The organism is Pseudomonas hefeiensis (assembly GCF_030687835.1).
Taxonomy (GTDB): domain Bacteria; phylum Pseudomonadota; class Gammaproteobacteria; order Pseudomonadales; family Pseudomonadaceae; genus Aquipseudomonas; species Aquipseudomonas hefeiensis.
The window spans coordinates 3506939-3529108 of record NZ_CP117449.1 but is presented as its reverse complement, the minus strand read 5'-3'; the positions used below and the strand labels follow the sequence as shown (position 1 = coordinate 3529108).

Annotated in this window: 31 protein-coding genes and 1 pseudogene; 22 read left to right on the top strand and 10 right to left on the bottom strand. The window is 57.5% G+C overall.

Annotated features, from left to right (window positions below; genetic code table 11):
- Window positions 1-36 precede the first annotated feature (36 nt).
- The 7 genes from PSH57_RS15680 to PSH57_RS15650 form a co-directional block, all read right to left on the bottom strand.
- Complete coding sequence (locus PSH57_RS15680) at window positions 37-1167, bottom strand: coiled-coil domain-containing protein (protein WP_305384006.1); 1131 nt, start codon at window positions 1165-1167, stop codon at window positions 37-39.
- A gap of 272 nt (window positions 1168-1439) precedes the next feature.
- A complete protein-coding gene (locus PSH57_RS15675) occupies window positions 1440-1610 on the bottom strand; it encodes a hypothetical protein (protein ID WP_177513918.1) in 171 nt (56 codons plus the stop codon).
- Window positions 1607-1798 (bottom strand): hypothetical protein, encoded by a 192-nt coding sequence (locus PSH57_RS15670; protein WP_305384002.1) that lies wholly within the window; start codon window positions 1796-1798, stop codon window positions 1607-1609. The genes PSH57_RS15675 and PSH57_RS15670 overlap by 4 nt, the downstream gene beginning before the upstream one ends.
- Before the next feature lie 214 nt (window positions 1799-2012).
- Window positions 2013-2258, bottom strand: coding sequence for a hypothetical protein (locus PSH57_RS15665; RefSeq protein ID WP_305384001.1), 246 nt, complete (start codon window positions 2256-2258; stop codon window positions 2013-2015).
- A gap of 21 nt (window positions 2259-2279) precedes the next feature.
- The gene (locus PSH57_RS15660; protein ID WP_305384000.1) at window positions 2280-2567 is read right to left on the bottom strand and encodes a hypothetical protein; all 288 of its coding nucleotides are present in this window, start codon (window positions 2565-2567) and stop codon (window positions 2280-2282) included.
- Window positions 2568-2769: 202 nt separating this feature from the next.
- Window positions 2770-3351, bottom strand: coding sequence for an Lcl C-terminal domain-containing protein (locus tag PSH57_RS15655; RefSeq protein WP_305383998.1), 582 nt, complete (start codon window positions 3349-3351; stop codon window positions 2770-2772).
- 164 nt (window positions 3352-3515) lie between these two features.
- On the bottom strand, window positions 3516-4088 hold the full coding sequence (locus PSH57_RS15650) for a hypothetical protein (RefSeq protein ID WP_305383997.1): 573 nt from the start codon (window positions 4086-4088) through the stop codon (window positions 3516-3518).
- Window positions 4089-4662: 574 nt separating this feature from the next.
- On the opposite strand from PSH57_RS15650, the gene PSH57_RS15645 reads away from it, so the two are divergent.
- Entirely contained in the window at window positions 4663-4935 is a 273-nt protein-coding gene (locus PSH57_RS15645) for a DUF1654 domain-containing protein (RefSeq protein ID WP_305390401.1), read from the top strand.
- Between the two features lie 39 nt (window positions 4936-4974).
- Here PSH57_RS15645 and PSH57_RS15640 read toward each other — a convergent pair whose 3' ends face one another.
- The 3 genes from PSH57_RS15640 to PSH57_RS15630 form a co-directional block, all read right to left on the bottom strand.
- The gene (locus PSH57_RS15640) at window positions 4975-6966 is read right to left on the bottom strand and encodes an ATP-binding protein (RefSeq protein WP_305383996.1); all 1992 of its coding nucleotides are present in this window, start codon (window positions 6964-6966) and stop codon (window positions 4975-4977) included.
- Between the two features lie 109 nt (window positions 6967-7075).
- Window positions 7076-7309: a hypothetical protein gene (locus PSH57_RS15635; protein ID WP_305383993.1), complete on the bottom strand. Its 234-nt coding sequence runs from the start codon at window positions 7307-7309 to the stop codon at window positions 7076-7078.
- Between the two features lie 4 nt (window positions 7310-7313).
- Window positions 7314-8150 (bottom strand): S24 family peptidase, encoded by an 837-nt coding sequence (locus PSH57_RS15630; protein WP_305390399.1) that lies wholly within the window; start codon window positions 8148-8150, stop codon window positions 7314-7316.
- Between the two features lie 112 nt (window positions 8151-8262).
- Between PSH57_RS15630 and PSH57_RS15625 the strand changes: the two genes are divergently transcribed.
- The 21 genes and pseudogenes from PSH57_RS15625 (at window position 8263) to PSH57_RS15525 (ending at window position 22146) form a co-directional block, all read left to right on the top strand.
- Window positions 8263-8499: a helix-turn-helix domain-containing protein gene (locus PSH57_RS15625; RefSeq protein ID WP_305383991.1), complete on the top strand. Its 237-nt coding sequence runs from the start codon at window positions 8263-8265 to the stop codon at window positions 8497-8499.
- 50 nt (window positions 8500-8549) lie between these two features.
- Complete coding sequence (locus PSH57_RS15620) at window positions 8550-9167, top strand: hypothetical protein (protein WP_305383989.1); 618 nt, start codon at window positions 8550-8552, stop codon at window positions 9165-9167.
- A gap of 211 nt (window positions 9168-9378) precedes the next feature.
- Window positions 9379-10101 (top strand): Rha family transcriptional regulator, encoded by a 723-nt coding sequence (locus tag PSH57_RS15615; RefSeq protein ID WP_340368604.1) that lies wholly within the window; start codon window positions 9379-9381, stop codon window positions 10099-10101.
- 1 nt (window position 10102) lies between these two features.
- Entirely contained in the window at window positions 10103-11014 is a 912-nt protein-coding gene (locus PSH57_RS15610) for a helix-turn-helix domain-containing protein (RefSeq protein WP_305383984.1), read from the top strand.
- A complete protein-coding gene (locus PSH57_RS15605) occupies window positions 11001-11789 on the top strand; it encodes a hypothetical protein (RefSeq protein WP_305383982.1) in 789 nt (262 codons plus the stop codon). Before PSH57_RS15610 ends, PSH57_RS15605 begins: the two co-directional genes overlap by 14 nt.
- Window positions 11786-12022 carry a hypothetical protein gene (locus PSH57_RS15600; RefSeq protein ID WP_305383980.1) on the top strand — a complete coding sequence of 79 codons (237 nt, stop codon included), beginning with the start codon at window positions 11786-11788 and terminating at the stop codon, window positions 12020-12022. The genes PSH57_RS15605 and PSH57_RS15600 overlap by 4 nt, the downstream gene beginning before the upstream one ends.
- Window positions 12023-12287: 265 nt before the next feature.
- Entirely contained in the window at window positions 12288-12758 is a 471-nt protein-coding gene (locus tag PSH57_RS15595; RefSeq protein ID WP_305383979.1) for a hypothetical protein, read from the top strand.
- The gene (locus PSH57_RS15590; protein WP_305383977.1) at window positions 12755-13399 is read left to right on the top strand and encodes a recombination protein NinG; all 645 of its coding nucleotides are present in this window, start codon (window positions 12755-12757) and stop codon (window positions 13397-13399) included. Before PSH57_RS15595 ends, PSH57_RS15590 begins: the two co-directional genes overlap by 4 nt.
- Complete coding sequence (locus PSH57_RS15585) at window positions 13396-13740, top strand: Lar family restriction alleviation protein (protein ID WP_305383974.1); 345 nt, start codon at window positions 13396-13398, stop codon at window positions 13738-13740. The genes PSH57_RS15590 and PSH57_RS15585 overlap by 4 nt, the downstream gene beginning before the upstream one ends.
- The gene (locus tag PSH57_RS15580; protein WP_305383972.1) at window positions 13737-14282 is read left to right on the top strand and encodes a hypothetical protein; all 546 of its coding nucleotides are present in this window, start codon (window positions 13737-13739) and stop codon (window positions 14280-14282) included. Before PSH57_RS15585 ends, PSH57_RS15580 begins: the two co-directional genes overlap by 4 nt.
- Before the next feature lie 783 nt (window positions 14283-15065).
- Window positions 15066-15395, top strand: a complete 330-nt coding sequence (locus PSH57_RS15575) for an MFS transporter (RefSeq protein WP_305383970.1) — start codon at window positions 15066-15068, stop codon at window positions 15393-15395.
- Window positions 15392-15712, top strand: a complete 321-nt coding sequence (locus PSH57_RS15570; RefSeq protein ID WP_305383968.1) for a hypothetical protein — start codon at window positions 15392-15394, stop codon at window positions 15710-15712. Before PSH57_RS15575 ends, PSH57_RS15570 begins: the two co-directional genes overlap by 4 nt.
- A gap of 53 nt (window positions 15713-15765) precedes the next feature.
- Window positions 15766-15987: a hypothetical protein gene (locus PSH57_RS15565; RefSeq protein ID WP_305383965.1), complete on the top strand. Its 222-nt coding sequence runs from the start codon at window positions 15766-15768 to the stop codon at window positions 15985-15987.
- Window positions 15984-16175 (top strand): hypothetical protein, encoded by a 192-nt coding sequence (locus PSH57_RS15560; protein WP_305383962.1) that lies wholly within the window; start codon window positions 15984-15986, stop codon window positions 16173-16175. The genes PSH57_RS15565 and PSH57_RS15560 overlap by 4 nt, the downstream gene beginning before the upstream one ends.
- The gene (locus PSH57_RS15555; protein WP_305383959.1) at window positions 16172-16426 is read left to right on the top strand and encodes a hypothetical protein; all 255 of its coding nucleotides are present in this window, start codon (window positions 16172-16174) and stop codon (window positions 16424-16426) included. Before PSH57_RS15560 ends, PSH57_RS15555 begins: the two co-directional genes overlap by 4 nt.
- A 308-nt stretch (window positions 16427-16734) precedes the next feature.
- Window positions 16735-17358, top strand: coding sequence for a putative metallopeptidase (locus PSH57_RS15550; RefSeq protein WP_305383957.1), 624 nt, complete (start codon window positions 16735-16737; stop codon window positions 17356-17358).
- A 32-nt stretch (window positions 17359-17390) separates the two neighbouring features.
- A pseudogene (locus PSH57_RS15545) lies at window positions 17391-17866 on the top strand (DUF2280 domain-containing protein).
- Window positions 17841-19160 carry a phage terminase large subunit family protein gene (locus PSH57_RS15540; RefSeq protein ID WP_305383949.1) on the top strand — a complete coding sequence of 440 codons (1320 nt, stop codon included), beginning with the start codon at window positions 17841-17843 and terminating at the stop codon, window positions 19158-19160. Before PSH57_RS15545 ends, PSH57_RS15540 begins: the two are co-directional and overlap by 26 nt.
- Window positions 19160-20620: a DUF4055 domain-containing protein gene (locus tag PSH57_RS15535; protein WP_305383946.1), complete on the top strand. Its 1461-nt coding sequence runs from the start codon at window positions 19160-19162 to the stop codon at window positions 20618-20620. Before PSH57_RS15540 ends, PSH57_RS15535 begins: the two co-directional genes overlap by 1 nt.
- Window positions 20538-21650, top strand: coding sequence for a minor capsid protein (locus PSH57_RS15530; protein ID WP_305383944.1), 1113 nt, complete (start codon window positions 20538-20540; stop codon window positions 21648-21650). The genes PSH57_RS15535 and PSH57_RS15530 overlap by 83 nt, the downstream gene beginning before the upstream one ends.
- Window positions 21651-21657: 7 nt before the next feature.
- Window positions 21658-22146 (top strand): DnaT-like ssDNA-binding protein, encoded by a 489-nt coding sequence (locus PSH57_RS15525; RefSeq protein WP_305383941.1) that lies wholly within the window; start codon window positions 21658-21660, stop codon window positions 22144-22146.
- Window positions 22147-22170: the final 24 nt, after the last annotated feature.

Here is a 22170-nt window from a genome sequence, read left to right as displayed (position 1 = left end):
GACTGTGGTCGGCCTCCGGGGTGATTTCAGGGTTCTTTAGAACGATAGGGTGCGCAGCCAGGCCGAAGCCTCGTCATTGGTGACACAGAAGGCCATGGCCACGACCTCGACCACTTCGCTGGCGCTCGGCATGTTCGAGTCAGCGAGTGCGCCCGCCAGTGGTGCTGTATCAACTTCCGCCATTACCGCTGGCGCTGCGTCGGCAACCACCGGAGCCGTGATGACGTTCGCCACCGGAGCGGGTGCAGCAGCCAGTGCGCGCAGGCGGGCCAGTTCCTCTTGGTCACGCTGATACTGTGCGTCGCGTTCGCGCTGCTGGCGCTGCTGCGCTTCCATATCGCGGCGCTGCTGGTCGAGTTCATCCTGCTGTTTTTTCAAGCGCAGGCGGTCTTCTTCGGCGCGTTGCTTGCGCAATTCCTCGGCTTCGGCGTCAGCAATACGTTGCTTCTCGCGCAGTTCGTCCAGTTCTTTTTGCTGGGCGGCGAGCTTGGCGGCGGCATCTTCTCGATCAATTGCAGCCTTGTGGAGGGTCTCAAGCTGCTCAATAGCGTTGTCGCGAGCGATGGTCGCCTCAGCCTCGAACTCGGCATACTCCTGGGGCAGGATCACCGACTCCTTGACGTTTTTCAGGACGTTTTCGACGTCGGCAGCGCTTCGGCTTGCATATGCAGCAGCGACTGAACCGAATCGGGTAATCTTTGCCCGGATGGCTTCGACACGCTCAGCCTCGACACGCTCGCGTTCGGCCTTGGCGTCAGCGGCGCGCTTTTCTTCGGCCTTAATCGCTTCGTCAACAGGCGCCTCGATCGCCAGCACGCGATCCTTCAGCGCTTCACCGAATTCCTTCACTTGGTTGACGCGAGCCTGGGCGTCCTTAACCGCCTGCTGATAGGGAATCAGCGCCGTTTTCGTGGTATTGGCCAGGGCATAGCGGACATCGCGAATATCAACGCGAACCTCCTTAGCATTCGCCAGGCCTTCACTGGTAGAGCAGTCGACAACCAGGTTCGCGTAGGTCGTTTCCAGACGGACAATCTGTTCTTCATGTGGTCGATACTCGGCGATATCGGTGACGGCAACTGCAGGAGCAACAGCATTCTTTGTGTCGCCGGTTTCACTCGCTTCCAGTTCGGTCGATACGGCGGCTTGTTTGGCATTTGCGGACATGACGATTCCTTGCCGCGCCGAGCGCAGCTTTTGGTGGTGTTGTTTATTGGGTGATGCGATCGGCGAGGGCGCTGAGCAGCATCATGAGAGTGCAGAAGGTGATGGCCGAGAACGACCCGCGCCAGATCAGCAAGCGCCGGGCCCGCTGACGGGCAGTCACCTCAGCACCTGGGACAGTTGCGGTACGCTGCAGGATGCCGACCTTTCGCTGACCACGGTGTAGGCGAGCATGGTCATGAGGATGGAGGCGCCGAGGATCCAGTAGAGGCACTTCATTGTTTGGCCCTCACTGCGATACGCCCCGACTTGATCGCCGCTACCAGCTTGGGCGGGAGCACGACAACAGGCAGCTCACGCGGAATGCCAGCGCCTACTATCGCAAGGCTGCGCTCAATCTCTTCGAGCTGCTCATCCAGCAGCGTTTTAACCGGTGCAGTACTCATGACGCCTCCTTGCGCTGCCTGGTGATTTTCAGGAGGCGCTTGCAGTAGTGGTTGAACTCTTCAACTGTGATGGCGCTGCCTTCCATCATTTTGGTGATCATGTGCAGCACAACCTTTCCGGCACCTGGAGGGCTGTCGGGGTGCTCCAGGCTTTCCAGCGCCTCGTCGATCAGGATGTGAGGGCTCATGCTGCAGCCCTTGGCAAAAGCTCGACATACCTGGTTAGCTCAGCAGCGCCAATTTGCTTGAGATAGGAGTCGCGCTCGCTGGTGGTAATCGCGGAAAGCTCTTCCGCGAGAATTGCCGCCATACGCGCCCTGTCTGCGGTTAGCACGGGCAGTAAAGAGGTTGGGATTGCAAACGGTTCCGTCTCAATGCGGTGAATTGCAATGGAGTGAGCACTCACGATTTCTTTACCTCCAGGCCCCAAAATTCAGCGATCTGATCGACCGCCGCGTTTATGCGAATCGCCATTTCCTTTCTGTGAGCGACTTCAAAAGCGCGCTGCTCGGCTGTCAGCTTGGCCCGGGCCTGCAAGGCGTCGTAGTCGTGGTAGAGGTCTTTGTGGGTTGGGCGCGGACGGCCCATTTCGTCGAAGTGTCGGTCCCATGCCCTGGCCTGGGCGCTGTCTGCATAGCTGGTTGCCATGGTCGCCTCCAGTGTTTGGGGTTAGGCGGCTTCCACTTCCGGCTCGTCTTTGTCGTACTTCTCGCCGCAGAACATGCAGTAGCTGCCGAGCATCGACATGTCCTGCTTCTTGCGCTGGAACCCATCGACTTTCTTCTTGGGCACCTCGTACTCAATGTGCAGGTTCAGCTTGTTCTTCATGCTCACGGTGCCGCCCATAAGCCAGGCGAACCCTTGCAGCTCGACGGAGAAATCGCGGGAGCCTTCTGGCAGCTTGGCGCGAATCTTTTCTTTTGCTGCCGCTTCAACTTCGGTTGCGCAATTGCACATGCTGGTTTCCTCTGTGGTTGATCCAACAAATTCCGGCTGCACACGATCCTTCCGCTGGTTGCCGTTGGGCGCGGTGTCATGTGCATGCGGGATTGGTCGGGGGAGGGTTGCAGGTGGCCGGCACTGCCCGGCATGTATCAGGCCTTGCCACTCGTACCTGAGCAGCACCGCGATTCACCTGCGATAAAAAGCAATAAATGGATCAATGAATAGGCAATCTGCGGACGGGGCGGACGCGGAGCTCGAGGCTCTTGCCGCTGATGCTCTGATCGCCATCATCGAAGTCCATGAAGAACGCGTAGTTGGCGGAGCGCTGCGAACTCGACCAGTAGGCGCCTTCAGTGATCAGGTCTGGCGCGCACTGCCACACCTGGTTGAGCTCACCGATGGAAGGAAGCCCATAGTCGTGGTGACCGTCGGCGGTGTAGTTGGCCGCTGCCTCGGCAGCAGGAAACGAGCCATCAGCCTCAAGGAGGGTGGTGGTGTTCAGGATGCCGTGGGTGCGGCTCGTGGCGCCTGTCTCGGTTCCGTATTCGCCCCAGGCGAACCTTCCGAGATCTTCAGTGCCGACGATCAGGTGGTGAGGGCCGTCCGGGTAGTGCCGGATTCCCACATACACGCCGCCCTGGCCGGGCCAGTATTCGCCGATGTTCGGGGTTGCGATGTCTGTTGGTGCTGTATTGACGCTGAGAGCCAGGGTTGCCAGCTTCAGCACAACAGCTTCGTCAGGGCTGCTAATCATCAGGTCGCCACGGGTGTAGGTGGTCAGTTGGGTTGCTTGCATGGGGGTATTCCTTGTCGGGGATGTTGGGTCGCATCGGGGTATGCCCTGTCGCCACTTGCGTCCCCAGGCTTTCATCGGGGCAATGGGCTGGGCAAGGCATACCCCGATGCGCTCTCATCGAGAGGATCGGGCAGTTATAGCCAGGCTGGCTTCGGCGCTGGTTGTCAGATGGTCGCGGCGACCTTGAGTGATGCTGCGCAGGACGTGATCGCGTCCTTGGCGGCCTGCTCGATGTTTTTAGCGATGACCTTGTTCACGTCGTTGATCGCCGACTTTGCGCTCTTTTCGAGCGTGTCCTTGATGTAGAGCTTCATCAGAACAGTGAGGCGAGGGCCTGATTCGCGCCAGTTGTAGTCGCCCGACTCGCCTTTCGATTTGCCGTTGAAATCGACCTTCTCACTCATGTACACCTCTGCGCGGCTGGCGATGTACTCCTTGAAGGTCATCGGCTCACCCTTAGGCTCGCCGTAGTTACTGGTCTTGCGCATGTCGGCCGACTCGATGATTTCGCCAACGCGCGGCAGAACGTGCTCAGCAAACATCGCGTCGATCTTCTGGTCGACCGCATCCTTCACGCGCTTTTCAATCTGCTGCTTGAACCGGGATGCCTGCGTGCTTTCCTCATCGTCATCCCCGTAACTAGTGGAGTAGAGGAGGGCATGTACTGCTTGATCCACGATACGATCGGTAAGGTCAGTTGCGCTCACGCCCAGCGCCTCAAGGGTCTTGATGTCCATTCCTGTCACCTGCTGTTGTGCCCTACTGGGCGGTTGATTTTCCGGATGCGCCTGCTTCCAAGCGCATCGAGAAAATCTGTTGTCTCCACCACGCGCATCGCCGGAGTCCTCTCGCTAACCTGCGTCACACATTTCGTGTTCGGTGTTCTTCGCAGATCGGCTTGCGTGGTTTCGCGTACTCACATCTGGTGAGCACGGCCAGTTCCAGAGCTGGCATGGCATCGACTATTTGTTGCTCGCACTTACCGGATGAAACCCGGGGTAGTCGATGGCGAGGATCCTGAGCTGTTAAAGAGCTGCGGGTCTGCTGAGGCCCTTCGCAATCAGTGTGTCGCTGCGATGGATGTAATTTAGCCCCAAGCTAAAATATCGTCAATAGCTCCAAGCTAAATATTTAGCTGTGGGCGAAATTAACCTTGAGCTTTTGAATGACGATGTGCCCGCCGAGTAGCCCCTGGGCGCTTTACGCGGCGCTTACCAGTGAGCTATGATTTTTCTTGATCTGTATGTATGTACAGTATTTTGGGGAGAGTAAATCGTGGCGAAGACGGCGAATCAAGCAGTACGGCAAGAGATGAGCGGCATGGAGCGGCTGGAGTTGCGCGTCTCATCGATGATCAATCACCCGGTAGCGCAGGCGCAGCGCTGGGTGACGATTCATCGCCTGGACACAGACGGGGATCGGGAGTGGGAAGAGGTGCTGAGCGTGATCGCTGATACTGATGAGCTTGAGCTGACGCTTAATGACGACGACAGCGTGACGGTGAGGTGGGAGCAGCAAGAAGGCGAGATGGCGGAGAATGGCAAGCCAGAGTATGAGCTGGAAGAGGAGGTTGCGCCGTTCTGACAGTCGAAGCCGAGCCCGCCGAGGCGGCGGGCTCGGCTACTATTGTGCTGTCTCTTTTTGAAGACTTTCGAGAAGCTCTTCTTTCGAGGAGGATGACAGTGAGGCCCGCTGAGTTTTCAGCTGGTCTAGTAAGTAGTCATTGCTGATTTCGAACTCATCAAAAATGGTTGGCCAAGTTTTTATATAGGTTTTTATTTTGTCGTCACTTGTTACAAGGCCGGGCTCGCCGTACAACTGCGAAGTTTTCAGCCTGCTGTGGATGGAATAGGCTTCTTTAGATATGTTGCGTCCTACTAGAATTAATTCAAATCTCGTAAGATCACTATTAAATTCAGGGTAGTGACTTAAAATTGATGCGTATTCATCAAGTTGCTGCAGATGTTTGTTGTTCAGTGATACCCCTGGTCGCTTGATCTCGACTATCACGCATCTGAAAAATTTACGGCCCCTTGCATCGAGTTGTAATTTTTTTCGAATTAGAAGTAAATCTACTTGTCTATTAGCTCCGTCGATCTCTACGTCGCTGGCTAAATCCTCGATAGCAACCTCATTGATATTTTTTATTTTAGATCGTAGATTTTTTGCCGTGTTTGTGAATGTATCCTCTTCCGCTCCAAGTATTTCGTATGCGGGGCCAAATAGCCAAGTGTTATTTTCAATAACCTTTTGTAAGTCAGGAGTCTCAAGGATATCTTTGTAATGAATGTTCATGATTTCCTTAAGCTGGCTAACTGCCGACTCGCGATGCTGCAGTAATTCAATTGTTTGGATGATGTTGTCGAGTTTTGTCTTCTTTAGCTGACTTGCAAGCTGGGTCATGGCTGCGGCATCCAGATTAAGTACGCTTTCGAGTACATCAAATATGCCACTATTTTCGTTTGAAACTGACAGTCTGTCTAATAATCTTATTATCAGTCTGCGCTGGGTTTTATTCCCGCCGACGAATAATTTTGGCTCTCTAATTAGTACGGCTTTAACGATCTCTTTAACATGAGATAAGCGCCATGTAGACTCGCTATGGTCAAGCCCCTCATAACTTGGAAAGTCACCAGCTTTTTCAAAAGCGTCAATTTGCTCTTGTGCTTTACCTACGAGGAATTCTGCATAACAGTGCCTCAAGAATGCATTCAAGTCTCTAATGAGTATCCGGAAGTCTTCGGACGTCAAGAAAGAGCTAAACGGCTCGCATAAGCTGTCATCTTCTTTGACATAGCGCTCAAGAAAAGAAGATTTGATAAAGACGGAAGTGTAATAGTCTCTTTTCTTGTTTAGGCTGCTGTATTGCTTGTAAATCGTTTTCAGCTTGCTGGATATGAAGTACAGATAAGATTTTTCCGTGCCCGGCCTCTCATTCCACTGGACCAAGTCTACTTCAAATATTGCAGAGTTTGTTTTTATGGAAATTGATGTTTTTATGTGCGATTGCGGTAGAATTTTAATGCCATTTATAGTGATTGTTTTTTCCGGCATCAGCACAAGATGCGGTCCAAATTCTTTGCTAAACTCTTTTATTAGAAAACTGTCGGTTGGGAGATTTTTTTCAAAGCTTGTCAGAGTGACGCATGTGCCAGACTTAAAATTCGAGAGCAGATAATGCTGCTCATCTTGCTGAATGGTTCTGCCATCAACTGCGCTGAGATTACTACTCAGCACTACAATTCGAGCATCGTTTCCCTCAAAACGAGTATACCATGTCGCACTATGACATATTTTGTGGAAGGCGAGTCGACCCCGTCCCTGAGACCCATGAGAGTCGAAAGAATCTTTTTTTAATGAGTCGTTGAATCTGCGAAAATTTTCGTCTGGCTTATCAATATTAATGCCAGTGCCATTATCCAAAATAGTAACGGAAAAAGTACCACCTATTTCCGTACTTTCAATGTCGATCTGGACGGTTGTTGCTCCGGCGTCTAGACCGTTCCAAACAAGTTCGGCGAGTGCTTGCCAAGGCTCAACATTCTTGAAATGTTTAGTGATACCACTGTGCGTGATGGTGTTAGATCCAGAAAAGTCTCGGGCGACAAAATCCATGGTCAATTGATCATCCTCAGTATTAGCGCCCGTTTAGCGCAGGTATTTCAGCATTTAAATATAATGTGCATTCTACATCGGAAGTACCAGCGTCTGGATGTAGATCCCATTACGCATCACGCAAAATCTTTCCCGCTTTCACATCTTCCGCATGTCTTGTCAGGCGATCCTCATCCGCATGAAACACCGTGCACATCTTTAGCACGGCCTGTGCGTCCGCCTCATTCCCTGCCAGGCTCAGCCGCTCCGCAATCCGCATCAGCTCGACGGCTGACCACTTGAGGTCGGAGGCAATGCCTTGCAGGTCGCGCTTGAGATCTTGGTTTGGCTTGGTCAGGGACATAGCGTCACACCGGTTGTCCGTTCCATACATAAAGCACCCGGGCCAGGATGTGGGTGTCGTCCACCCGGATGTCCTCTGGGTCGTGGTGCTTGTTGTCCGAGATCATCTTGAAGCGCTCCTTGCCTTTCTTCTGCAGGCGCTTCACGTACAGCATGTCGTCGTGGGAGAAGAGGTAGATGCCGTCGCCTGTGAACTCCCGGATCGTGATGTCGACGAGCAGCGGGTCGCGATCCTTGATCGTCGGGGCCATCGACTGGCCCCACCCGGTGATCATCTTGAGGTGGAAGTGTTCTTTGAACGTGACGCCCATCTCGCGCAGATGTTTGGGACTGACCCTAATGTCCTGAAGCATTTCCGGGTACTCGTGCGGGATCTGCCCGCCGCCCATCGCAGCGCGAACGTCGTAATGCGCGATCCATACCTCATCACCAACCTGGCCGGGGCGAGAGAAGTCGACGGTTATGACGTTGCTCGTCTCGTCAGCAGCCGCAATGATCCTGTCACGAGCGGTGCTTGTTAACCCTTTGACCTTCGAAAGCATCTGCTTTATCTGGTCCGCCGCGGTCTGTACGGATGCCTCACCTAAGTGTTCGCCCGAAGCAAGCTCGTCGCCTGGATTCATCGACTCACCTGGCGATATGGAGTCAAACCAACCTCTAGGCAGTCCCTCGATCGCCTCGATTCTCCGAGCTACGTCGTCTCCCAAATTTTTCGCAGTCTTGTCCGACAAAATCTGACTCAGATGCGCAGGCGCCATTCCCCAGCGCTCGGCGCACGCGCCTTTTCGCTGGCTGCCTATGAGGCTGATCAGTTGCTGTTTACGAATCGCATAAATATCCATGCGGGCAAGAATGCCAGCGTTTAGCTCAATGCTAAATGTGCTCAAAGCTAAATATTCCTTGCTACGATATTAGCCATAAGCTAAATTTCCTCCATGTTTAAGGAGAGATCCCATGATTGACCATCTGCGTGACTGGCTCGCCAGCGCTTCAAACGAACGGCGCCAGTCAGTGGCTGCCGCTGCCAAGACGACGGTTGGGCACCTGTGGCAGCTGGCAGGCGGGCACCGAAAAGCTTCGGCTGACCTGGCAGGCCGCCTTCAGGACGCATCAGGTGGCGAGATCACCATAGCGGGTCTGCGCCCGGATCTTCTCGACCTTGCACACAAAGTCCTACGCGGCGCCGCCTGACATCCCTGTCCGCCGCTCCATTGAAGCCAGATTAGAAGAGGGCAGTCCCCATGCAAACGTCCAGTTCCAGACACAACGTACAAACCCGTGATCAGGTGCTGGTCGCCCATGCTGCAAACCAGATCGCGCGCACCAGTCTGAGCCAGGACGACTTCGCCCAGTCGCTGAGCCGTGAACTGCACCTGTCGTGCCCCGAAAAGGCAATCGCTAAAGAGGTTCCGGACTTCGCGGCGCTGACTACCCAGAACGACGTAGCTGAGTTCGTGAAGGCGACCGGCCGCTGGCTCAAGCGTGTTCAGCGCTGGTTGTCCGGGGATCAGGAAATGCCGTCCTGGCTGGAAGAGTCATGGGTCAACGCTCTTGAGCCTGAATTCCGCGACCACTGCGTGAATGAGTTGGCCGGCCGCCACGGCTTGACCGGCGCCCGCCAGATGAACAGCGACCAGTGCGCGAACAAGAGCTTCGGTGCGCTGATCCGCGCGCTGGGCGACGTAATTGATACCGGCAGCGAAGTGTTTGACGACCAGGTGATGTGCGAGCAGGACCTTCAGCACTTACCGGCATTCGCCAAGCAGTGCCGTCAGGTTGAAGCGAAGGCGGGGGAATTGGGGCGCAAGGCTGAGCAGTTGCTCGCGTCGCCCCGGCCAAATTTGAAATCTATCGCTTAATTTTTTCCGCGCATGCGCGGATCGGTGCCCAGTGGGTTCGCACTATCAGTTAAGCGGACCTGAAACCGAGGCACAAAAAAGCCACCGGTCGAGGGTGGCTAATTCGATAACACTTTGTGAGGCCGATTATATGCAAGCCCAGCCACATATCAATACCCCAACCAATGTCGCGACACGTTTCCGTGATTCTGAAAACGTGTCGCGCACCACAATGTCCTCCCGTGAAATCGCCAACGTCACCGGTAAGCGCCACGACAACGTGAAGCGCGACATCGTTGCGATGCTGAAAGAGCTGAAAGTCGATCCCCTCAAATTTGAGGGCATCTATCTGGACGGCCGCAACCGTGAGCAGGTCCAGTACCTGCTCGACCGCGAACACACCGACTGCTTGCTCACCGGATACAGCGCGCCAATGCGGATGAAGGTGATTCGCCGCTGGCGCGAACTGGAAAAGCAAGACGGTGCCCGCCAGTCCGTGATCGCCAACGGCACAAAGGTGGTGGGTGAGCTGGCAATCTTGGAATGTTTCACGCGTCTACTGAAGCCCGCGCCTTCTAGCCAGGTGCTGATGCTTGCCCAAATTGCCAAGAACAATGGCCTGGAGTCGAGCTTCCTGCCTGGCTACGCAATCGACGCCGCGCCAGATGCTGCCGGCGGCTCCTCGATGCCCACCAAGTCGGCCACGGCGTTGCTGAAGGACAATGGCATCCGTTACGCGCCGGCGGCTTTCAACCGCGCCCTGGCTTCTCTCGGATTTCTCAAGCAACTCCAGCGCAAAGACTCCAAAGGTGAGATGCGTGACTTCTGGTCCGTGACTGAAAAGGGACTGCAGTACGGCAAGAACCTCACCAGCCCCCAATCCCCACGCGAGACGCAGCCTCACTGGTACGTCGATCGTTTCCTTGAATTGGCCGCAAAGGTCGGGAAGGCTTGATATGAGCATGGGCCTTATGGTCGCCGCGATGAAACTTCGCGTCGGCAATCCTCTCCGCAAGCTGGTACTGATCAAGCTCGCAGACAACGCCAGCGATGTCGGTGAATGCTGGCCGTCCTATCAGCATATTGCTGACCAGTGCGAGATCAGCAAGCGCTCTGTCATGAACCACATCACCGCCCTGTGTGAGGCGGGACTGCTGCGTAAGGAAATCCGGAAGGGTGGCCCCAAAGGGAATTCGTCAAACGTTTACTTCCTCACCCTCGATGGTGGTGCACCTCCTGCACCAGGGGTAGTGCAGCAGATTCACCAGGGTAGTGCAGCAGGTTCATCCCCTGGTGAATCTCCTGCACTAGGGGGGAGTGCAGCAGTTGCACCCAGAATCAGTAACTCTCTTGAACCAGTCATGGAACCGGTCATTGAACCAATTACGCCCCAGGCTACCGCCAAGGTCGTGACGGGACAGGTCGTGCCATTCGTTCAACAGCAACCACGAGTCGAGATTCCCGCCGACATGCCGGGGCCGAAGGATCAGGCCTGCAAGACCTTCAAAGTCTGGGCCAACTACGCCATGGCCTACCGCAAGCGCTACAACGCCTGGCCGGTGTGGAACGCCAAGACTGGGAAGCAGATGGCGCTGCTGGTTGACCGCCTCGGCGCCGACGTTGCCCATCACGTCGCCGCCCATTTCCTGAAAACCAGCGATGCAGCAGTCCTTCGCAAATGCCACAGCCTCAACGAACTGCTGGCCAACGCCGAGAGCTACCACACCCAGTGGGTGACCGGGCAGCGCGTCAACGGTACAACCGCCCGCCAGATGGAGCGCACCGAGGCGAACGTCTCCGCTGCCGAGCAGGCTGCGCAAATGGTCTTGGCCAAGCGCCAAGCGGGGGAGCGCAATGAATACCTTTGAAATGAACGACCAGCAGGTCGCTGGCCTAGCTGCGGCCATCTGCGCCACCGCCGAGGCAATGGGTCAGGAAATGAACCCAGGCACCGCGGCGATGATGGCCGAAGACCTCTGCGCCTACTCGGTTCCTGTCGTCAAAGCCGCGTTGAAGGCGTGCCGCTTCGAAGTGAAGGGCAAGCTGGCTATGGCCGACATCCTGCAGCGCGTCCAGTCATCCGACGGCCGCCCAGGCAAGGACGAGGCCTGGGCAATCGCCATGACTACGAACGATGAATTCGAAACCGTGGTGCTGACTGACGAGATCCAGCTGGCCCTGGCCGCTGCGAAACCTGTCCTCGACGCCGGCGACAGGGTTGGTGCCCGGATGGCGTTCATCAGCGCTTACGAGCGGTTCGTTTCCCAGGCCCGGGAAGAAACCAAACCGGTCAACTGGCATGTCTCGGTGGGTTTCGACACCAACAGCCGCATCCAGGCTGTCACCAAGGCGATGGAATTGAAGCGCATCCCTCGCGAACACGGCCAGAAGTACTTGGCGGACCTGAGCGTAGAACCGATCAGTGAAGACGGCCGTGCCATTGCCGGCCTGCTCACGGGAACGGTAACCCGTCCAGCTCCAGCGCTTCGCGAAAAACTTGAGAACGTGAAGAACTTGATGCTGGAAATGCGGATGGCCAGCGCCGAAAGGAAAACAGAAATGCGGATCGAAGCGGCCAACGAGTTGGCAGATCGCCGGGCGCTGCTTATCCGGCAGGCCCAGGAATTGGAGCAACGGACATGACCATCGACAAACAAAAACTCAAGGATCTGCTTTGGGCCGAGGTTGCCGCTTGGAGCGTGTCAGCTCCTGACTGGCCGGCCGTCACGCAGGCCCTGGAAGAGTTCTTGGGCAAGCAGACAATGGAGGAAGTAGCGCTGGAACTGCTGGTCGAGAATGAGGCGCTTCGCAAAGAGCGCGACAAGCTGGCCGAGGACAAGCAGGGCCTGCTCGAAGATTTTGCGGGGTGCCTATGACTGACTTGAATCAGCTTTCTCCGGCTGCCCGCTCTGCTGCGATGCGCGGCGGCACTGCTGGCTGGGGGCAAGTCGGCGGCTTGCCTGAGCATATCCGGTACATGGAGCTGCGACCAAAGCGCCCAGGGCGAAAGTCGAAGTGCGGTTGTGGCTGCGGAACTCCGAAAACGCATCTTGGCATGGCGAACGGTGTTTGCTTGACGAGTGGCTGCGAGCTGCATGTCCGTCGCTGGATAAAAGCCTCTGGCACTCGGAGGGCTCAGTCATGACCGACAAAATCTCCGTCAACTGCCAGGCCAAGCTATCCGAGGCCATCACCAGCCTAACTGCCATGTACAAGGCGAAGAAGTTCGTGGTGGTCTCTCTGCGGCCAGGCAAGGACCGCACGCTCGACCAGAACGCACTGTGGTTCGCGATGTACAAGCGTATATCCGAGATGACCCAGATCGGCGACCCGGCCGACGCCAGGCGTTACTGCAAACTCCACTTTGGTGTGCAGATCCTGCTGAACGAGGATTCGGGATTCCAGGCTGCTTGGTACCGGGTCATGCGCCATCTGCCCTACGAGGAGAAGCTGGCCTTGATGGGCGAGCACAAGCTCTTCGGCCCCGATGGCTTCCCGGTGACCAGCCTGTTCAATCGCGCCCAAGGCATCCAGTACACCGATCGCATGGCCGCGTACTTCACCGGCCATGGAGTGGTGTTCACCGATCTGCTAGGCGAGGTGGCTGCATGAGCCTCACAGCAAAGCAGCCCCGCCCGAAAAAATGCGCCGTCACAACGTGCAGGGCCTCATTCGTCCCCAAGGCAAGCTTCCAGTCTTGGTGTTCACCGGACTGCGGGGTAGTGATCGCCCGGACAAAGCAGGAGAAGAAGCGCAAGGAGCTGGCCCAAGTCGAACGCCGGGAGATCAAGGTTCGCAAGGAGAAGCTGAAGAGCAGGGCGGATCACCTCAAGGATGCGGAGAAGGCCTTGCGCGACTACCGCCGCAACTACGAACTGAGCATCGGGAGTGGCTGTATCAGCTGCGGTCTGAGCCAGGAAGAGATCCGCGCAGCGCAGGGCTGGAAGGTTGGCGGCGCGTTCGATGCCGGCCACTTCATGGGCAAGGGCGCCCGGCCAGAGTTGAGGCTGACTCCTACCAACATCTGGCTCCAATGCAAAGCCTGTAACTCGGGCTCCTACATGCACGCCCGGAAGGGGTACACCGTTTCCCAAGGATTCCGCACCGGCCTCATTGCCCGGATCGGCCTGGAGGCGGTCGAGGCCCTGGAGTCCGACCACGAGCCGCGCAAGTACACCGTCGAAGAATTGAAAGTCATCACCGCCGAATACCGGGCCAAGACTCGCGAACTGAAGAAGGGGTACGCAGCATGATCGAGCCAATCAAGATGAACCCATGTCCATTCTGCGAAGGGCCGCCATGCATCATTGCGCACAACTGGATCACCAGGGAGGAGGTGTTCGAGGAGCACAAGCAGAACGAAGACTTCGACGAGTCGTACGAGGCGCATGTCTGGTGTCATGACTGTGGCGCCCAGGGCCCAAACATCAACACGTGCTCCCTCGGCACATTCGAGCATATCTACGACCTCGAGGTGGCTGACGTGATGCGGATCGCGATTGAGCGCTGGAACGACCGACACAACCGGGCGCGCAGTTGCTACGACGGTGGCGAAAAAGAAGGTTTGAACATCTGGCCGAGGGCTGCAGCATGACCTATCGCAACATTGTTTCAGCAGTGGTTCGGGCCTTGGCCGCCGAGACCATCAACTCCGCCGGCGGCTGCGACTTCGAGCCCAAGGTGCAGTGCGCCAAGCAGAAGGGGGAGATCGTCGGTAAGGAGGCTGCCTTCCTGACCGACTGCTGGGTGTTCGGCCGGCTGCATAAGTCGCTGTCGGCGGCGCACTGGCGGGCATTGGTTGCGAAGTACTCGACCCACGACGAGCGCAAGCATGGTGCAATCCTTGAGCTGCTAAACTCAGTGAAGTCGCCGGCGCCGCAGCGGTTCCGAGAATGCGCGATTCTGACTTGGGCGATTCCCCAGGTGGGCGGTGCCGAGGGCAAACGGTCTGCGACCGTCCTGCCAGCAGCCTGGTACGACATCACCAACTGGGACAACGACGGCAAGCCAGAATCGACCCGGTACCGGTGGCGATCGAACATCCGTAAGGCGTTGGATGACCAGGTCAACGAAGCGCTGACCGCCGCCCAAGAGTTGTTGGATACAGAGGGCTTGATCGAAACTTGCGCGGCGTAGCAAAAAGCCATTGCAATGAGTGAGAAAGTGAGAGAGGATTCACCCATCCTGTCGATCTTGCGCGTTAGGGATTGACACATAGAAGCCCGGCCACTGTGCCGGGTTTTTTGTTTTCCGCTCGTCGCCGCCGTTGCACTTTCCGCCTGATCAGATCCTCTCAAAATTATGCGCAGATCCTGCGCTCCATTGAGGAGACACGCCATGGTGGATGACAACAACGGTCCGGAAGCGCCATACCCTGGGCCAGACGACGAAGCGCCTGATACAGGCGAAGGTCATGGTTCCGGGCTTGATCAGGCTGAGTCTGAGCCCAAGCAAGGCACTGGCGAAAGGCCTGTAGATTGGGATCCGCCGCCCGGCAATCCTGGGTCTGGTCAGGACGCTCAGACGGATCGCGGGAACGGCGGCGCGAAGTAGGCCCAGCGAATGCACACGAAACCCTGAACCCGGCCAAGCGCCGGGTTTTTTATTGCTCCGATTTCACCTGTAGCCAGGACAGCCCTCGGGACTCCCTGGACGCGGTATCGCCGGAAGTCACGCGTCACGAAAGAACACCGGCAGCCCGCGCGCTCTGTTCACACCTGACTTCCAGAGTGGCGCGAGACAGGATCAGCGAGATCGATGCAATGGGGCGTTGACGCTGTGATGGTCTTTGGCTGACTGCTGGAAAGACAGCGACCCTATTTAGGGCCTCGACATTGATCGGGGCTTTTTCGTTTTCGGGCAATGCCCAGGCCGTCGCAGGCCTATTTTCTTCAATCATGCACAGTCGGAGTCGAAGGCATGGAGTTTCTACAGCGCCTGTTCGATAAGCTCGACTGGGCATTTGCCGGACTGATTGGCGCGATCGCTGCCAGCTTCTGGCACCGCGATGACCTGGTAGACCGAAAGGCCTGGGCCATCTTCATTTTCTCGGGTGCGGTCTGCGCCCATTACCTGACGGGCCTGATCAGTTCCTATTTCGGAGTGGTCGAGCCGCGCAGTGTTGCCGGTGTTGGTTTCCTACTGGGCACCTTCGGCGGATCGCTCATTGCCGCCATTACCCGGGCCATCAAAGCCGCTGACCTCTGGGCGTTCATCCGCCAGCGGTTCGGGGGAGGCAATCCACCATGAAGCTTGAACTGATCAACTCCATCGCCTGCGGCCTGATCGCCTTGTGGGCGTTCTGGTGCGTGGTGAGCGGGAAGGTGAGGGACGGCATCCTTGGGAAGCTGATCTACTCGGCCATCGCCATCAGCGCCTATGTGGTCACCACCGGGCACAACAGCTTCCTGTTCGGTCCGACTGTAGCGGGGCTGACGCTGCACATCGCCCTGGCCCTGGCCGGTATCCGCCATCTGTTCATGGTCACGTACTGGCAGCGGGTGAAAGCCTGGCTGTGTCGGCACCTGAACTGTGAGCGCTGCATGGGCTGCGAGAAGAAGCGGTAGAGCGCGACACGTTTCGCGCATCAGCAAATTGTGTCGCGACACTGGAGAGAGTTATGGCCGATCAATCAGGCGAGCACGTTCATTGGGCCGACGATGGTCGTGGGCAGCGTGAGGTCTTCCTCGACGGTGAGCGCATTGATTGCGTGACCTACTGCGACACGAAGGTCGGCATCGCTGTGGTTGCGGAAATGCCGCTGCGTTGCACTGACGGCAAGCACATCGACTACCGCCCTGTGTGGGGTGAGATCAACGTGGTTCCGCTGGAGGGTGTATGACCAACGTAACCCGCCTGCGCCACGCTCTCCCTATGGGCCAGGACATCAACAAGGCGCTGACCGATCTGGATTTGGCGATCGCCAAGGCGGTAGATGCAGCCAAGGCCGCCGGGCTGCCCCAGGGCCTGATCGTCGCAGAGCTGCAAGGGCACGCCCACGCGCAGACCCACATCATGGTGAGCAAATGACCGCCAAGCTGATCGATTTCAAGCGCGAGGGATGGAGAGACGCCGCCAAGACCCTGCGAAAGATCGCCGAAGACCTTGATGCTGGTGTCCACCCGGAATGCACTGTAGGAGCCCTGACCCTGATCGGTGCGAAGGGCGAAGTGACCGTGTTCGGCCTCGGCCCCAAGTGCGACGACCTGCAATGCCTGGGCGCCATGCGCCTGGGCGAGCAGAAGCTGATTGATGTGCTGCTGGATAACGGGGAAGGGTAGGTGTGCCGCAGGTGAGTGCGGCACGGGTGGATCACTTCGCTTTCAGTGCTTCTTGGATCTGGTCGGCGTACTTGGAAAGCCTACTCATTTCGTGTTCAAGCTGACCTGTTGACGTCATTGCTGGTGCGCGCGCCGCGATAACTTCCAGCGCTGCAGCGACAGCATACTTCCGAAGGATTTCCTCAGAGGTCTAGTCTGGTGATGCTTCAAGGACGTTCTTAGCGATTTCGGACATGTTGTTTTCCTTCCGTTGAGTTGAACTGCACCAATACCGGCAACCAGCCACTATTTCAAGCTCAAGGTGAACCATGGATAGGCCACTCCCTCCATCGTCACTGCTTGAGCTGTCGGAGCTATCCGACTTCGGTATACGCCTTACACCAGCGCCGGAAGTGTGGGATTGGCTCCAGACCGAGATCCTTGCCGACACCGGGAGCATTCACAACGTAGACCATGCCCACCTACTGGATGCGGACATCCGGGTCATGTGGGCATCGTCGAGCTTCAACAAGCAAGGCCGCACGGTCCTGGGCCAGGCTGAACAGGTAGCATTCCGCGCAGGTGGTTGGCAGAAAGCCCGGATGGAACAGCAGATGCGTGACTGGTTCGGCGAGGTGCCGGCTTTCATCATCACCCTTGCCGCTGACTACTGCGCCCAGTGCAGCGACGCCGACTTCTGTGCCCTGGTTGAGCATGAGCTGTACCACATCGCCCAAGCGCGTGACGGGTACGGCCAGCCCAAGTTCACCCAGGAAGGCCTACCCAAGCTTGAGATGCGCGGGCACGACGTTGAAGAGTTCGTCGGAGTGGTCCGCCGCTACGGTGCAAGCCATGACGTTCAGGCGTTGGTGGATGCTGCAAACAGTCCTGCTGAGGTGGGGAAATTGAACATATCGAGGGCCTGCGGAACCTGTCTGCTCAAGTTGGCCTGATTCTGTGACAGGTTTTGACGGATGAACCCCATATGGCAGTACTACGAAGCGAGGTCAAAGCCTTCATTGTTCAGGCACTTGCCTGCTTTTGATACGCCATCTCAGGTGGTGGCAGCGGTCAAAGACGGAATTCGGCATAGAGATCAGTCGTCAGCAGTGTGAATCGCACGACCCGACTAAGTATGCAGGGCAGGGGCTTGGCGCGAAGTGGGTAGAGCTATTCCATGCTGCCCGAAAGCGTTTCCGCGAAGAGACCGCGGACATACCGATTGCCAACCGTGCGTTTCGCCTCCGCACGCTTGGGCGCATGGCCGAAAAGGCCGAGAACATGAAGAACATGGCGCTGACTGCCCAGCTGCTGGAGCAGGCCGCCAAGGAGGTGGGTGACGTCTTCGTGAATCGCCGCCTTGAACCAATCAAACCCCCTGGATCAGAGGCGGGTGCCGAACCTGCCGCTGAATATGTGTTGAGGCCTGACGAAGATGTCCCTACCAGCCCGTATCTCTGATGGGCTGGTCGCGCTGACGCCGAAACAGGCGAACATTTACTGCTGGGGCTTCCAGCCTGAGGCGCGCTTTCGCGATGCGGTGTGCGGTCGCCGGTTCGGTAAGACTTTCCTCGGCAAGGCTGAGATGCGCCGGGCCGCAAAGCTCGCTGCTGCCTGGAACGTCAGCGTCGAGGATGAAATCTGGTACGCCGCGCCGACGCAGAAGCAGGCCCGTCGGGTTTTCTGGCGCAGGCTGAAGCAGGCCATCCCGAAATCTTGGCTGGCGACCAAGCCGAACGAAACGGACATGTTGATCACGCTGAAGAGCGGTCACTTACTCCGGTGTGTCGGTCTGGAGAACTACGACGATCTGCGTGGTTCAGGTCTGTTCTTCATCCTTGTGGACGAATGGGCCGACTGCAAATACGCGGCTTGGGAAGAAGTCATCCGGCCGATGCTCTCGACCTGCACCTACACGCTCCCGAACGGCGAGGTTCGAAAGGGCGGTCATGCACTGCGCATTGGCACACCAAAAGGATTCAACCACTGCTACGACACGTTTCAAGACGGTAAGCCAGGACATGAGCCTGACCACCGTAGCTGGCTTTACACGTCACTCGATGGTGGCAACGTTCCGCCGGAAGAAATCGAGGCTGCCCGTCGCAAGATGGATCCCCGGACGTTCCGGCAAGAGTATGAGGCCAGCTTTGAGAACTACCAGGGCGTCGTCTACTACACGTTCAACCGTGAGGCGAACCGCACCAGCGAGACGATTAAGCGCGGCGAGGCGCTGCACATCGGCATGGACTTCAACGTCATGAAGATGGCGGCTGTGGTGCATGTCATACGTGACGACCTACCGCTGGCCCTTAGTGAGTTTTCCGAGGTGCGGGATACGCCAGAGATGATCGACAAGATCAAGCTTCGCTTCCCTGACCACAGCATTGCGATCTATCCGGACGCCAGCGGCCAGAACACAAGCAGCAAGAGTGCAAGCGAGTCGGACTTGTCTTTGCTCAAGAAGGCTGGCTTCACCGTAATTGTGGATTCGACCAATCCGGCGGTGAAGGACCGGGTCAACGCCATGTGCGCGATGTTTGCCAATACCTATGGAGAGCATCGCTACCTGGTGAACGTAGACCAGTGCCCGAAATACACGCAGTGCCTGGAACGTCAGATCTACACGGATAAGGGCGAGCCCGACAAGAAGGCCGGATATGACCACCTGGTGGATGCGCCCGGCTACTTCATTGCCAAACGCTACCCGATCAAAACACGCACAGGCGGAACACGCCGAATTGGAGGCTTGGCCTGATGCCAGTGCAATCGACAAACCCCGACTACGACGCGCACATCGCCGAGTGGAAAATGATGGACGATGCGCTCGAGGGCGAATGCGCCGTCAAGCGCAACCAGCGCAATCTACCCAAGCCCAGCGGCATGGTAGAGGCTGAAAAGCAGGACGGCGACGGCAACAAATACCTGTATGAGAACTACACGGCCAGGGCTCAGTACGAACACTGGGTCCGCGATGCGTTGCGTTCGATGATGGGATTGGTTTCGAGGTTGATTCCCGAGATCATGCTTCCATCTGGCATGCAGGGGCTGGAGGAAAACGCCACCTCTGACGGCTTCGGCCTCAAGCAACTGTTCTTTCGAATGGTTCGCCAGGCTATTTCCCATGGCCGGGTGCCGCTGGTAGTCAATATCGATGAGGGTGGCGAGCCGTACTTCTCGACTTATGCCACTCGCAACGCCATCAACTGGAAGGTAGGCAGCCAGGGCGGCCGGCAGGACCTGATCCTCTCCGTGTTTCGCGAGTTCCGCGACAACAACGAGGATGAGTACGACCACGACAGCAAGATGGTTTATCGCGTCTTCAAGATGATAGATAACGTCTGCCACAGCGAAGTACTGGGGGAAGATGGCGCGACTATCGAAGACCTGAGGCCGCTTGGCACCACTGGTGCTGATGCCCGCCTGATCAAGGGGCTGTATTACTTGCCGGTGATCTATTGCGGCTCGACAGACAACTCGCCTGAAGTGGACGAGGTGCCGCTACTGACCATGGCGCGGGCCGCCTTGAAGTCCTACCAACTCAGCGCTGACTACTTCACCGCGCTGCACCAGACCAGTCACCCACAACCATGGGTTTCCGGGCTTGATGATTCGGTAGAGCTGAGCGTAACCGGCCCATCGGCAGCATGGGATCTAGGCCTAAATGGCAAGTGCGGCTATTTGGAGTTCCAGGGGGCTGGCATTGAAGCGGTTCGCACGGCCATGGACGACCAGAAGAATGCCGCTCTTGAAGCTGGCGCGAAGGTCATGGACGTGGGCGGCACTGAGTCAGGGGAGGCTCGTAAAACTCGCCAGAACGACCAGCACGCCACGCTGCACAGCATTGTCATCACGGTGGCAGAAGCGGTGGAGCAGGCATTGCGGTACGCCGCCGAGTGGAAGGGTTACGACCCGGAGCAGGTCGCGTTCAAGGTCACGCCAGAGTTTGTGATGCCTGAAGTAGATGCCCAGGTGCTCGCCGAACTGCACAAGGGGGTGATGGCGGGCACGATCAGCGCCGACACCTACTGGCAGTACCTCACCACCGGCAAGCTGCCGGAGCGCCCATACGACGAAGAAGCCGATCTGATCAGCGAAGAGCGTGAGTCAGCCGGCATCAACTTGGACAAAGACGATGCCGACGACAAACCTGGCGCAGGCGGACAGCCAGCTAATAGAACAGACGACCCGCCACTCGGTGATGATCGAGCGGCTTAAGGCCGGCGAGGTCAAAAAGTTCGAGAAGTACCTGCGCCAGATCGACAAGCTGGTGCGGGAGCAGTTGACCCGCAAGGAACTGACCACCTACAGCCGGGACCGCCTTGAGCAGTTCCTCGCCCGCGTGGACGGCAAGCTGCTGGACATCTACAAGGCCTACGGCGACCTGGTGCAAGCCGATTTGGTTGACATCGCGTTGTACGAGTCGAGTTTTGAAGCCAGAAGCCTGAGCAATGCGCTCTCCATCGACGCGGTGGTGCCGACAAACACGGTGATCCGCGCGGCGGTGTTCTCCTATCCGCTGCAGGTGAAGGGGATCGACGGTGGCAAGCTGCTGAAAAGCTTCCTGAGCGGCTGGACCCGAACCGAAACTATGCGCGTCACCAACACCATCAGGCTCGGCTTCGGCCAGGGGCAGACAAACGCCCAGATTATCCAGGCGATTCGCGGTACCGCAGCGCAGAACTTCACGGATGGCGTCCTGGCGGTGAGCAACCGCAACGCGGCTGCTGTGGTGCAGACGGCAATCCAGCATGTGGCCACGACGGCACGAATGGAGACGCTGAAGGCCAACAGCGACGTGGTGCTGGGTTATCGCTGGGTGTCGACGCTAGACCGCAAGACCTCGCAGCAATGCAAGGGCCTGGACGGGATGCGCTTCGACCTAGGCAAAGGCCCGCTGCCACCGGCGCACATCAACTGCCGCTCCACCACGGTGCCGACCACCAGGCTGTCGGAGATGTTCACCAAGGACGCCACGCGCGCCTCGGTGGGCGACAACGGCGGGGCCCAGGTGGACGCCAGCCTGAATTATTACGAATGGCTGGCGACTCAGCCGGCGAGCTTCCAGGATCACGCGCTCGGGCCGGTCCGGGGTAAGCTGTTCCGCAATGGCGGCCTGACGCCGGAGAAGTTCGCCAAGCTGCAGCTGGACAAATCGTTCAAGCCGCTGACCTTGGCCCAACTCAAAGAGCTCGAGCCTGACATGTTCACCCGAGCAGGCGTTACACTCGGCGCTCAACCAGGCTGAGCCCCTTATGCTAATCATTGTCGAGGATGGAACAGGACGGCCAGACGCCAATAGCTTTGTGCCGTTGGAGAAGCTGGTCTTCTACCGCAACTACTACGGCTTCCCGCTTCCTGCTACTGAAAACGAGCAGAAGGCCCTGCTATTGCGCGCTGCTGCCGACATGAACGCCATGGAATGGAAGGGCGCCAAGACGCGAGACACGCAGGCGATGGCCTGGCCCCGGCGGCAGTGCAGGGTTGGCTTGGAAACCCTGTCTGAAACATTTGTCCCGTTCGAAATTGAATGGGGTCAGCTCAGGCTGGCAGTAGAGCTGTACGCAGCGGATAACGGGTTCGGCATTCCTGAGCCTGCCTTCGGCACCGAGAAAGACGGGGAGCGCGTGGCATTGCTGCGCAGCAGCCCTGGCGCCATGCTTCGACCTCCACCGTATGCACCGAGCAGGACGCAGTTTGCCGATTACCTGGTAATGCGTGGATTGCTTGTTGTGCCTAATTAGGGTGGTTCGTCACATTTAAGTACC